The 11,889-nt window shown below is 70.0% G+C and carries 12 protein-coding genes and 1 pseudogene; 5 read left to right on the top strand and 8 right to left on the bottom strand.

What is annotated here, in order from left to right; all coding sequences use genetic code 11:
- A partial coding sequence (locus G3N62_RS31295) for a divalent metal cation transporter (RefSeq protein ID WP_241013257.1) occupies positions 1 to 1,183 on the top strand: 1,183 nt, incomplete at its 5' end.
- Between the two features lie 67 nt (positions 1,184 to 1,250).
- Here the strand turns inward: G3N62_RS31295 and G3N62_RS31290 are convergent.
- From G3N62_RS31290 to G3N62_RS31260, 7 genes are all read right to left on the bottom strand, one after another.
- A complete protein-coding gene (locus tag G3N62_RS31290; protein WP_034189977.1) occupies positions 1,251 to 1,859 on the bottom strand; it encodes a DUF892 family protein in 609 nt (202 codons plus the stop codon).
- A gap of 58 nt (positions 1,860 to 1,917) precedes the next feature.
- The gene (locus G3N62_RS31285; protein ID WP_124669544.1) at positions 1,918 to 2,523 is read right to left on the bottom strand and encodes a DUF4142 domain-containing protein; all 606 of its coding nucleotides are present in this window, start codon (positions 2,521 to 2,523) and stop codon (positions 1,918 to 1,920) included.
- A gap of 41 nt (positions 2,524 to 2,564) precedes the next feature.
- Entirely contained in the window at positions 2,565 to 3,422 is an 858-nt protein-coding gene (locus tag G3N62_RS31280; RefSeq protein WP_200087146.1) for an SDR family oxidoreductase, read from the bottom strand.
- Positions 3,423 to 3,549: 127 nt separating this feature from the next.
- Positions 3,550 to 4,116 carry a hypothetical protein gene (locus tag G3N62_RS31275; protein WP_124669546.1) on the bottom strand — a complete coding sequence of 189 codons (567 nt, stop codon included), beginning with the start codon at positions 4,114 to 4,116 and terminating at the stop codon, positions 3,550 to 3,552.
- Between the two features lie 66 nt (positions 4,117 to 4,182).
- Entirely contained in the window at positions 4,183 to 4,482 is a 300-nt protein-coding gene (locus G3N62_RS31270; RefSeq protein WP_049035074.1) for a DUF2795 domain-containing protein, read from the bottom strand.
- A gap of 27 nt (positions 4,483 to 4,509) precedes the next feature.
- The gene (locus tag G3N62_RS31265; protein WP_124669547.1) at positions 4,510 to 5,538 is read right to left on the bottom strand and encodes an SDR family oxidoreductase; all 1,029 of its coding nucleotides are present in this window, start codon (positions 5,536 to 5,538) and stop codon (positions 4,510 to 4,512) included.
- A gap of 27 nt (positions 5,539 to 5,565) precedes the next feature.
- Positions 5,566 to 5,961 (bottom strand): BON domain-containing protein, encoded by a 396-nt coding sequence (locus G3N62_RS31260; RefSeq protein WP_034189972.1) that lies wholly within the window; start codon positions 5,959 to 5,961, stop codon positions 5,566 to 5,568.
- A gap of 243 nt (positions 5,962 to 6,204) precedes the next feature.
- Between G3N62_RS31260 and G3N62_RS31255 the strand changes: the two genes are divergently transcribed.
- Positions 6,205 to 7,524: a glycosyltransferase family 1 protein gene (locus G3N62_RS31255; RefSeq protein ID WP_124669548.1), complete on the top strand. Its 1,320-nt coding sequence runs from the start codon at positions 6,205 to 6,207 to the stop codon at positions 7,522 to 7,524.
- Positions 7,524 to 8,570, top strand: coding sequence for a UDP-glucuronic acid decarboxylase family protein (locus tag G3N62_RS31250; protein WP_034189971.1), 1,047 nt, complete (start codon positions 7,524 to 7,526; stop codon positions 8,568 to 8,570). Before G3N62_RS31255 ends, G3N62_RS31250 begins: the two co-directional genes overlap by 1 nt.
- Positions 8,571 to 8,595: 25 nt before the next feature.
- Here G3N62_RS31250 and G3N62_RS31245 read toward each other — a convergent pair whose 3' ends face one another.
- The gene (locus G3N62_RS31245) at positions 8,596 to 10,908 is read right to left on the bottom strand and encodes an ATP-binding protein (RefSeq protein ID WP_124608204.1); all 2,313 of its coding nucleotides are present in this window, start codon (positions 10,906 to 10,908) and stop codon (positions 8,596 to 8,598) included.
- 101 nt (positions 10,909 to 11,009) lie between these two features.
- Here G3N62_RS31245 and G3N62_RS31240 point away from each other — a divergent pair, with 101 nt between their 5' ends.
- Together G3N62_RS31240 and G3N62_RS36160 are read left to right on the top strand one after the other, a co-directional pair.
- The gene (locus G3N62_RS31240) at positions 11,010 to 11,720 is read left to right on the top strand and encodes a PIG-L family deacetylase (protein WP_059561225.1); all 711 of its coding nucleotides are present in this window, start codon (positions 11,010 to 11,012) and stop codon (positions 11,718 to 11,720) included.
- A pseudogene (locus tag G3N62_RS36160) lies at positions 11,699 to 11,821 on the top strand (glycosyltransferase family 2 protein); the annotation flags it as partial. The gene G3N62_RS31240 and the pseudogene G3N62_RS36160, both read left to right, overlap by 22 nt.
- Positions 11,822 to 11,889 lie beyond the last annotated feature (68 nt).

Here is an 11,889-nt window from a genome sequence, read left to right as displayed (position 1 = left end):
CATCGCGGTCTACGCGCAGGCCGGCAGCCAGTTCGGTTTCAACATGCTTTGGATGATCGTCGTCACGCTGCCGATGATGGTCGCCGTGCAGCTCGCGGCGGCCTTCGTCGGACGCCGCAACCGCGAAGGCCTCGTCGCCGGCATTCGCACGCACTTCTCCGACCGTCTCGCGAAGGCGCTGATCGTGATGGTCGCGGTGGTCAACGTCGTGAACGTCGGCGCCGATCTCGCGGCGATGGGCGACGCGACGGCGCTCGTCGCCGGCGGCCGCGGCTACTGGTATGCGCCGCTCTACGGAATCGCCTCGCTCGCGCTGCAGGTGATGCTGTCGTACGAACGCTATGCGCGCTGGCTGAAATGGATGACGCTCGGGCTGATCGCGTACGTGCTCGAACTCGGCTTCGTTCATGTCGACTGGCGCGGCGTGCTGCATGCGCTCGTGCTGCCGCAGATCGCGTTCACGCACGCGTATGCGACGACCGCGGTCGCCGTGCTCGGCACGACGCTGAGCCCGTACCTGTTCGTGTGGCAGGCCGCGCTCGAAGTCGAGGAAACCGCGGCCGAACAGCGCGACGAGGGGACCGGCACGCAGACCGATACGCAGGCCGGCACCGAGCGGCGCGTCACGCTCGACACGTGGACGGGCATGATCGTCACCAATGCGGTGTCGTTCTGCATCATGGTGATCGGTGCGGCCGTGTTCTTCGCGCACGGCCGGCACGATATCGGCACCACCGCGCAAGCGGCCGAGGCGCTGCGGCCGATCGCCGGCGAAGCCGCGTTCGTCGTGTTCGCGTTCGGCATCGTCGGCTGCGGGCTGCTCGCGATTCCGGCGTTCGCCGGCAGCGCCGCGTACGGCTGCGCGGAAGCCTGGCGGTTTCGCGAAGGGCTGAACGAACCCGTGCGGCGCGCGCCCGCGTTCTACGCGGTACTGGTGCTATGTGTGATCGTCGGCATCGCGATCTGCGTCGGCCCGATCGATCCGATCCGGGCGCTGTACTGGAGCGCCGTGCTCAACGGCGTCGCGGCGGTGCCGATGCTCGTGCTCGTGATGCTGCTCGCAAGGCAGCGCGACGCTGCCGGGCAGCCCGGGAGCGGTCCGGCAGCGCAAGCGTTCGGCTGGCTCGCGGTCGCGTTGATGGCCGCGGCCGTGGCCGCGATGATCGTCGACCTGCTCACCTGAGCGTCACGAGACGGTTGCGTCGGCAACCGGGCAGCCGCGCGAACGGCTGCCCGCTCCGCATCGCGCGTCACATCATCTTGCCGCGCGAGCGTTCGGCGCGCGCCGCCTCGGCCGCCGATTCGACTTTCTTCACTTCCTCCGGCGGCGGCAGCACGGCCTTGAAGCCCATCGACTCGATCCACATCTCGCGCGCCCAGCCGCGCGTGTGATACAGGTGGTGATCCTCGTCGGCCTCGACCTCGTCGTGCGCGTCCTTCAGCGTCTTCGCCGCATCGCCCGACAACTGGTCGGCCGCGTAGCCGATCAGCTCCCAGTTCAGGTGGTCCTTGGTTTCGGCGAGCACCACGCATTCCGCCGCGACGACCTGCGCGACGGCCGGATCGGCGTGCTTCTGCGCCTGCTCGATCACGTGGACCAGCGACTGGCCGGTGGCCGCGACCGCGCTGCGTCCGGGCGACTGCGCGTCGAGGTCCATGCCGAACGTCTCGAACACCTTGCGCAGCACCTCCTGGTGATGCAGCGTCTCGCGATGGTACTTCTCCCACTCCTTGTGCAGATCGTCGTCGGTCGCGCACTGCAGCGCGGCCTCGTAGATCTTCGCGCCGCCAAGCTCGGTTTCGTAGGCCTGACAGAGCAATTCGCGGATGCCTTCGTGTTTCGGTTGCCGATGGGCCATGACTCTCTCTCCGGAAAAAACGGGCCGCGCATGCGGCCCGGGGTTGAACGGGCACGCGTTATCGCGCGCCCACCTTGCGTTCGAGCGCCTGCGCCATGCTCAGGTGATGCCGGAGCGTCGGCAGCGTGGCGCTCGCGAATTCGCGCAACTGCGGATCCCTGCCGTCGCGCGCCTCGCTTTCGAACAAGGCGACCGCCTTGCGGTGCGCGTCGGGGCCGACCGCCGCGACATACGCGACGTCGAAGTCTCGGCCGTTCTTGCCGCGCAGCGCCTCGACGTCGGGGTCCGAAATCTGTTCGACCTGCGGCTTCATGCCCTTGCGCGCGGCAAGCTCGGTGAGCCGTGCATTCGCCTTGCCGTGATCGCTCACCATCCGCTTCGCGAATGCGCGCACGTCCGGCGACTGCGCCTGCTTCAGCGCGAGCTGGCTCGCCTGCACCTCGGCCTTGCCGGCGAGCGCGGCCTTGTCGATGAATTCCGCGTCGCCGCCTTGCGGCGCCTTCGCGATCCGCGCATCGCCCGCGCCCGACGACGGATTGATCACGCCGCCCGGCACGTGCGAATTCGAAGCGGGCGGCTCGCTCGGCGCCTGCGCGCGGGCGAGCCCCGACACGGCGAGCGCGCCTGCGGCGAGCATCGCGATCGTCCAGTCCGGATGTCTCATCTGCTTTCTCCTAGTGCTTGCGTGGAAGCCGCCGGCGGCCGTCAGCCACCGACGATCGAGCCGCCGTTCGGGTGCAGCGTCTGCCCCGTCATGTAGCTCGCGCCGTCCGACGCGAGCAGTACGTAGCAGTCGATCAGTTCGTCCGGCTGCCCCGGCCGCTTGAGCGGCACGTTCGAGCCGAACTTCGCGACCTGGTCGGCGGTGAAGGTTGACGGGATCAGCGGCGTCCAGATCGGCCCCGGCGCAACTGCGTTGACGCGGATGTCGCGTTCGGCCAGCTCGATCGCCAGCGAACGCGTGAACGCGACGATCGCGCCCTTGGTCGCCGAGTAATCGGGCAGCCTCGGGCTGCCGTGATAGGCCGTCACCGACGCCGTATTGACGATCCGCCCGCCATGCTGCATATGCGGCAGCGCGGCCTGCGTGCAGAAGAACATGCCGTACACGTTCGTGCGGAAGGTGCGTTCGAGCTGTTCCTCGGTCACGTCCTCGATGCCCGGTTGCGGATGCTGCTCGCCCGCGTTGTTGACCAGCACGTCGAGCCGGCCGAGCCGCTCGACCGTGCGCGCCACCGCGTCGCGTGCCTGCCGGCGCTCGCCGACGTCGCACGCGATCGCCTCGCAACGCCGGCCGGCCTGCTCGACCAGCCGCTTCGTGTGCGCCGCATCGTCGGACTCCTTCAGATAAACGATCGCGACATCCGCGCCTTCCTTCGCGAAACCGACCGCGACCGCGCGGCCGATCCCGCTGTCGCCGCCCGTCACGAGCGCGACCTTGCCGGCCAGCTTGCCGCTGCCGACGTAGTCGGCCGCGTCGTCGCGCGGCTTCGGATGCATGTCGCGTTCGGTGCCCGGTTGATGGCGTTGCTGCTGGGGCGGGGGCGTCTGTGCGGTAGTCATCGGTTCCTCCTTGAACGGGTGCCGTTCCTGTTGCGCAAGCGGCATGCCGCGCGCGACCCGCAGGCGCACGGCGCTGCTGCCGCGTTTTCCCGGTCGGCGTTGCAAGCGCATGCAGGAAAGCGCGTACTCAGCGCGGGCCGCCCGACGCGGGTTCGTCCGGCCGGCGCACCGGGTCGAAATCGCGCCACTCGCCGTCCTGCCAGTCGCCTTCGACGCGCTCGATCGAGCGCGCGCCAGTCGCGCGCAGCACGTCTTCGGCCGTGCTCGCCGTGTCGGGCGTCACGCGCGCGGCGAGAATCACGCCCGTTTCGCTCCGCGCGAGCGTGCCCTTGCCTTCGGCCTGCTCGCCGCGCATCCGGCCGAGCGCACCGCCGAACGCGCCGAGATACGCGCCGGCCAGCGCGCCGGCCGCGGGCACGAACCAGTAGCGCACGCCGACCGCATAGACGACCAGCCCCGCGACGGCGCCGATCAGCAACCCGCGCATCGCACCGATCATCGCGCCGCGGCCGCCCGGCTTCGCCGCCGTATCGGCATACACGTCGCCGCCGATCGGAAAGCGCGCATGCTGGCCGCCCGGATTCAGAAAGAAGATCGATACGTCGTCCGGGCCGAACGCGCGCTCGTAAAGGTGGCGCGCCCCACCTTCCGCTTCATCGAACGTCGTGAAGCGGCCTGCGACGATCATCGCCATGCTCGTCCTCCTCGTGACGGGTCAGGCGCCGCGCGCGGCAACCCGCGCGGCGCGACGCGGCGGCACTTACATCAGCCGCCCGAGTTCCTTCGATACCGATGCCGGCGTCGCGTACTCGCGATCGGGAATCCGGCGCAGCATGTCGAGCACACCGGCGTCCGCGTGCGAACGTTCCGCGCACTGGACGACTTCCGCCTTGCTCGCGGGATAGTCCATGCCCTTCAGCGCCTTCTGCACGTCGACCGGGCTCGGCGCCTTGCCGTGCCCAGTCTGGTGGCCGCCCTTGTCGTGGTCCTGCTGCACGCGCTCGCCTTCGTGCGCGCGCGAATGGCTGTATTCGTGGCCCGTGTGTTGTCGGGATGTCATGTCGAACTCCTTTGCAAATGAATGAAATCACGTGGATGTCCGGCGCGAACGCGCCAGCGCGGCGAACACGAGCGCCGCCGCGCCCAGCGCGACCGCGCCGGCCACCTTCGGCCGCTGCACCACCGCGTTGTACGCGCAGCCGCGCAGCACCGGGGCGTCCATCCCTTCGCGCTCGTGCAGCGCGTGGCGCGACTCGTACAGCGCGTTGTCGTCGCGCGGCCGTGCCGGCCGCACCGTGCGCTGGCCGCGCGAGAACAGCGTGGCCGCCACGCGATCGAACAGGCGCGGCGCGTGATACGCGCTCGCCGACGTGAATTTCGCGGCACCGCCGACGAACAGCGTGCGGCGCGGGTGCGCGGCCGCGAACAGGATCGCGTCGGCGACGAGATCGGGGTCGTAGATCGGCGGCGGCAGCTTCGCCTCGACGTTCATGTAGTTCTTCGCGTGCATCACGAACATCGTGTCGATCGCGGCCGGCTTGATCAGCGTGATCGACACCGGCAGACGGTCCGACTCCATCTCGAGCCGCAGCGAATCGGTGAAGCCCTTCACCGCATGCTTCGATGCGACGTACGCGCTCTGCAGCGGCACCGGCGCATCGGACGCCTCGCTGCCCATGTTGATGATCGCGCCGCCGTGGAAATCGCTTTTGCGCCGGAAATGATCGGCCGCGACGAGCGAGCCGTGCACGACGCCCCAGTAGTTGGTGTCGAACAGCCGCCGCTGGTCCTCGAGCGGCACCGCGGCCGCTGTGCCGAAGATCGACACGCCCGCGTTGTTGACCCACGTGTCGAAGCCGCCGTAAGTGTCGGCCGCTTTCGCGGCCGCGCGCTGCAGATCCTCGACGTTGCCGACGTCGCCGGCGACCGGCACCGCCAGGCCGCCGTGCTGGCGGATTTCCTCGCACAGCGTGTTCAGCGCGTCCTCGTTGCGCGCGAACAGCACGAGCTTCGCGCCGCGCCGTGCCGCCTTGCGCGCGGTGACGAGGCCGATGCCGCTCGTCGCGCCGGTGATCACGATCGTCTGTTCGCCGACCGGTTTGAGCATGCAGTTCATCACTGGACTCCCTGGACGCGGCGCCCGTTACTTGGGCCGGATGGTCAATTGATCGCGCACGCCCTGCACGCCGTCGACCTGCTTCACGACGCTCACGGCCTGCGTGCGCTGCTGCTCGTCCGGCACGCTGCCGGTGAGCGTCACCGTGCCGTGCCGCGTCTTCACGTGGATGTCGCCGGCCGACAGGCCGCTCGTGCCGACGAGTTCGGCTTTCGCCTTGGTCGTGATCGTCGCGTCGCGAATCTTCGTGCCCGTGCTCGATTGCGATGACGACGAGGCGGCGGCGTCGTCGCCTGCCGCGCTCGCGTTCGGCGCGATCACCGCGCACGCCGCGGCGGCGGCGATCGCGACCGCCATGCCGGCGCGCAACGCGTGCCGACGGCGGTTTCGGGGAGAGCGGGCTTGCAGCGGGAATGACTTCATCGTGACCTCCTTTTGTCAGGCCGGCCTGGCCGGCGGGTGCGTATCCCCCGCGCAAGTCGTGTGCCGTGCTGGCAGCGGCGCAAGTACGCGGGAAACCGCGATCGGACGCCCTTTCATCCAACGCGTTGTAATTTTTTCGGCACGCCGGGAAGCGGTTTCCCCGGCAATGCACCGGGCATGCCGTTTGCCGAACGAGCGACAACGGCGGCCCGTCTGCGCGGCCCCGATACCGGGAGCAATGCCATGCAAAGAATCGCGTTGATCAGTGAACATGCGTCGCCGCTGGGGGTGATCGGCGGTGTCGACGCCGGCGGCCAGAACATCTATGTCGCGAACGTCGCGAAGCAACTGGCCGAGCGCGGGCTCGACGTCGACGTCTACACGCGTTGCGACAATCCGCACCTGCCGGACGTCGTGCCGATCGGCACGCGCATGCGCGTGATCCACGTGCGGGCCGGACCGCCGTCGGACGTGCCCAAGGAGAAGCTGTTGCCGTACATGGTCGCGTTCGCGGACGCGATGATCGCGCGCATGCGGCGCGAACCCCACCCGGTCGACGTGATGCACGCGAACTTCTTCATGTCGGGCGACGTCGCGCTGCGCGTGAAGCGGCAGCTCGGCATTCCGTTCGTCACCACGTTCCACGCGCTCGGCCGCGTGCGGCGCCTGCACCAGGGCGCGGCCGACGGGTTCCCGGACGCGCGTTTCACGATCGAGGACACGCTCGCGCGGCGCTCGGATCGCCTGATCGCCGAATGCCCGCAGGACGCGCTCGACCTGATCACGCACTATCGCGCCGACAAGACCCGCATCGAGATCGTGCCGTGCGGTTTCGATCTTCAGGAATTCCGGCCGGTGCCGCGCGTCGATGCGCGCGCGCGGCTCGGCTGGCGGCAGGACGCGTTCGTCGTGCTGCAGCTCGGCCGCCTCGTGCCGCGCAAGGGTATCGACACGGTGATCGACGCGCTCGCGCGCATGCCGCGCGATCCGCGGCGGCCGACGCACCTCTATGTCGTCGGCGGCAGCCAGGCGACGCCCGACCCCGCGCGCGATCCGGAACTCGCACGGCTCGCCGCGTTCGCGCACGAACTGGGGATCGCCAACCGCGTGACCTTCGTCGGCCGGCGCGAGCGCGACGCGCTGCACCTGTACTACAGCGCCGCCGACGTGTTCGTGACGACGCCGTGGTACGAGCCGTTCGGCATCACCCCGGTCGAGGCGATGGCCTGCGCGACGCCGGTGATCGGCAGCGACGTGGGCGGCATCCGCACGACGGTCGACGACGGCACGACCGGCTACCTGGTGCCCCCGCGCGACCCGGCCGCGCTGGCCGCGCGCCTCGTGCAGTTGCGTACGCAACCGGATCTGTGCGAGGCCCTCGGGCGCGCCGGCTACCTGCGCGCGCACCGGCACTACACGTGGCAAGGCGTGGCCGACCGGCTCGTCGACATCTACCGCGACGTCGCGCACCCGCAGCGCGCCGGCACCTCGGCCGGCACCGGCCGGCGCACGCCCGTGGCCGCCACGCCGGGCTTACTCGCCCACCGCAAGGAGAATACGTAATGAAGGGCTACGATCGAAAACGCGTGCTCGTGACCGGCGGCGCCGGCTTTCTCGGTTCGCATCTGTGCGAACGCCTCGTGACGGCCGGCGACGACGTGCTGTGCGTCGACAACTTCTACACGGGCACCCGCGACAACATCGCGCACCTGCTCGACGCACCCAACTTCGAACTGATGCGGCACGACGTAACGTTTCCGCTCTATGTCGAGGTCGACGAGATCTACAACCTCGCGTGCCCCGCGTCGCCCGTCCACTACCAGCGCGACCCCGTGCAGACGACGAAAACCAGCGTACACGGCGCGATCAACCTGCTCGGCCTCGCGAAGCGCGTGAAGGCGCGCATCCTGCAGGCGTCGACGAGCGAGGTGTACGGCGACCCCGATGTCCATCCGCAGGACGAAGGGTATTGCGGCCGCGTGAACCCGACCGGTGTCCGTGCGTGCTACGACGAAGGCAAGCGCTGCGCGGAAACGCTGTTCATGGACTATCACCGCCAGTACGGCGTCGACGTGCGGATCGCGCGGATCTTCAACACTTACGGCCCGCGCATGCATCCGGCCGACGGACGCGTCGTGTCGAACTTCGTCACGCAGGCGCTCGCCGAAGCGCCGCTGACCGTGTATGGCGACGGCCGGCAGACGCGCTCGTTCTGCTACGTGGACGACATGGTCGATGCGCTGATGCGGCTGATGGCGGAGCCGGGAGATGCGTGCGAGCCGGTCAATCTCGGCAGCGACGTCGAGATCGCGATGATCGACGTCGCGCGCGAGGTCGTGCGGATCGTCGGCACGACGGTGCCGATCGAGTTCCGGCCGCTGCCGTCCGACGATCCGCGCCAGCGGCGGCCGAACCTGGACGCCGCGCATCGGCGGCTCGGCTGGCGTGCGACGACGCCGCTGGCGAACGGGCTCGCGCACACCGCCCGGTATTTCATCCAGCGCCAGGTCACGCACCATGCGCCCGGCGACCTCGTGCGCAGCACGCGGATCGCGTCGCACCTGCTCGCGCAGGTGCATACGCAGAACCGGCCGGCTCCCGCGACGTGACGCCTTGTCGGCCCCGGCCGGCGCGTCAGCCGTCGCGCTTCGTCGCGTGCGCGATCTTGCTTGCCAGCTCGCGCACGTCGACCGGCTTGCACAGGTAACCGTCGAACCCCGCCTCCAGCGCGCGACGTTCGTCGGCGGGGCCCGCATGCGCGGTGACGGCCAGCACGCACACGTCGGCCTGGCCGCCGCTGCCGTTCGTAGACCCGCGCCGCAACGCGTCGAGCAGCCAGAAGCCGTCGCCGTCGGGCATCGCGAGATCGGACAGCACCACGGTCGGCCGCATGTCGGCGGCCACCGCGAGCGCCTCGCGGCCCGACGACGCGATCGCGACGGCCGCGCCGAAGGTGGTCAGCGCGGCCGTGAGGCTCGCGCGCGTCGTCGCATCGTCGTCGACGATCAGGATCCGCTGCGCATCGAGCGCGAACGGCTCGCGCGGCTCCCTGACCGCCTGCGCGATGCCCCACGCCATCGCGCCAGCGGGTTGCCAGCCGGCAGGCAGCGTCACCGTGAAGGTCGTGCCGCGATTGCGGCCCGCGCTCGCCACGGTGACGCGGCCGCCGTGCAGTTCGGCGATATGCCGCACGATCGACAGGCCAAGCCCAAGCCCGCGCCGCGACGATGCGGGCGAATCGTCCGCGCGGCGGAACATGTCGAAAACGTACGGGACGAATTCCGGCGCGACGCCCTGCCCGGTATCGGCGACGGTCAACACCGCGCGCGTGTCGTCGCGCGCGAGCCGGACCGTCACGCTGCCGCCGCCCGGCGTGAATTTCAGCGCATTCGACGTGAGGTTCGACAGCATCTGCCGCAAGCGCTCGGCGTCGCCCGACACGATGCACGACGCGGCGTCGCAATCGAATTCGAGCGCGATGCCGGCCGACGACGCGGCCGTCTGGAACGTGCCTACCGAATCGGAAAACAGCCGCACGAGGTCGACTGGCGTCGTGTCGAGCCGCAGCTTGCCGGTCGCGAGCGACGATGCATCGAGAATGTCGCCGACCATCCGCGTGAGCGAGCGCGCGCTGCGGTCGATCGCGTCGACGGCCTGGTGCTGCAGCGCGTGATCGCCGGAATTGCGCAGCACCTCGATCCAGCCGTAGATCACGTTCAGCGGCGTGCGCAGTTCGTGCGATACCGTCGCCAGCAGTTCGTCCTTCAGCCGGTTCGACGTGTCGGCCTGGTCGCGCGCATCGCGCGCGCCCTGCAGCGAACGCTGTGCGCGGAGGTCGCGACGGCGCTGCGCACCGGTTTCGCGCAATGTCAGCGACAGCGCGACGCATTCGCGCGCGTTGCCGCGTACCGGGCACGCCGACATGGTCGCGCGAAAACGCCGGCCGTCGCGCCGCACGCACAGCAACTCGAGCGGCCCGACCGGTTCGCGCATCGCGTCGAACGATGCGGTCAGCGGATTGCGCCGCAACCAGCGCATCGCGATCAACGTGTCGAACATGCGGCCGCGCGCGTCCGCCTCGTCGTAGCCGAAGATCCGCTGAGCGGCTGCATTCCAGCTGGCAATGCGACCGCTCGCGTCGATGCCGACGATCGCATCCGGCGACGCGTCGACGACCGCATGCTGCAACCGCGACGCGTCGACGCGCGCGCGATCCGCGCCGGCGTCGCGCAGCAGCAGCACCGCGCCGCCGACGTTGCCGTCCGCGTCGCCGAGCGGCGACGCCACCTCGACGATCGGTACCGGCTCGCCAGCCCCATCCGGTTGCAGCCAGTGCCGGTCGGACACGGCGTCCGCGCCATCGAGCGCGCGGTCGAGCGGCGTCGTCTGCACGCGGTGCCCGTCACGGTCGACGATTTTCAGCACGTCGCGCACGGGCCGCCCCGCCGCGTCGTCCGGCCGGCAGCCGGCGAGTTCGGCCGCCGCTGCGTTGATGTAGGTCACCCGCCCTTTCGTATCGGTCGCGATCACGCCGTGCGGCAGCGCGCGCAGCACCGCTTCGAGCTGCCGGCGCGCGGCGGCCTCGTGGCGGCGCACGCGGTCGTTCGCGACCCGAGTGTGTCGCAACATCGACGCGATCGCGCAAACCAGCGCACCGACGAGCAAGAAGGTACCGAGCTGCACAAGCCGTTCGGGCAGCGGGGCGGGATAGGCGGCCGGATCGGACAGGAACAGCGTCCACACGAGCAATCCACTCACGACGGTCGACACGACGCCGAACAGGAAGGACGTCGCCCATGCGGCGCCGGCGAGCAGCGGGTAGTACAGAGCGAACGGCAGGTTCACGCCGCCGAAACGGATCGCGAGCGCCTGCAGCACGGTCGCGATCGCGACCAGCATCACCGCCGTTGCGTAGTTTCCGGCCGGCGGCCGGATCAAGTCGATCATCGGATACGCTCCTCGCGGGAACACCGGCGACGGGCAGGCACGGCGCGTGCGGGCCCGTCGGAACCCGCGGCGCAGCCGCCCACCACGGGAACCGTCACGTCATGAACATTCCGACACGCTGGCTCGTCGTCTCGCCGCATCTCGACGATGCCGTCTTCAGTTGCGGTCAACTGCTCGCGCAAGCGCCCGGTTCGATCGTCGTCACCGTCTTCGCGGGCATTCCGCCGCGCGGCACGCCCGCACCGCCCTGGGATCGCCGCGCCGGCTTCGACTTCGCCGACGAAGCCGTGCGCGCGCGCCGCGCCGAGGACGCCCGCGCGCTCGCACTGCTCGGCGCGCACCCCGTCTGGCTCGACTTCCTCGACGACCAGTACGGCGTGCCGGCCGCCTCGACCGCCATCGCCGCGCGCGTGGCCGATGCGATCGATACCCACGACGGCTTCGGCGTGCTTGCGCCGGTTGGCCTGTTCCATCGCGATCACCTGAAGGTGCAGCAGGCCGTGCTGTCGCTGCTGCCGCACAACGCGGACATGCCGGAGCACGCGTCGCGCGTCTGGCGCTTCTACGAAGACGTGCCGTATCGCCGTATCCGCGGCCTGATGGCCCAACGCGTGATCGACTGGCGCGAACGCGGCTGGATCGCGCATCCGGTCGGCGCACCGGCCGGCAGCCAGTCGCGCGGCGCCGCCGCGAAAGCCGCCGCCGTCGCCGCGTACGCGAGCCAGGTTGCGTTGTTCGAGCCTCATATGCGCGCCGATCTCCACCAACCCGAAACGTACTGGCGGCTCGCATGCGACGTCACATCCGCGTAACGCCCGCGCGCGTCGCGCTGCCGCCGGCCGAGCCGCGCGTGACCGCCGTCGTGCTGACCTGCCGGCGCACGGCCGAACTCGCGCGCACGCTGGCGCGACTCACCGATTGTGCAGAGGAAACAGCCATCGCTTGCGATCCGTCATGAAGTGGAGGTGCGAGCGATAGACC

This window comes from Burkholderia sp. Tr-20355, from assembly GCF_017104685.1.
GTDB classification, from domain to species: domain Bacteria; phylum Pseudomonadota; class Gammaproteobacteria; order Burkholderiales; family Burkholderiaceae; genus Burkholderia; species Burkholderia seminalis.
This window is presented reverse-complemented; position numbering and strand designations above follow the sequence as displayed.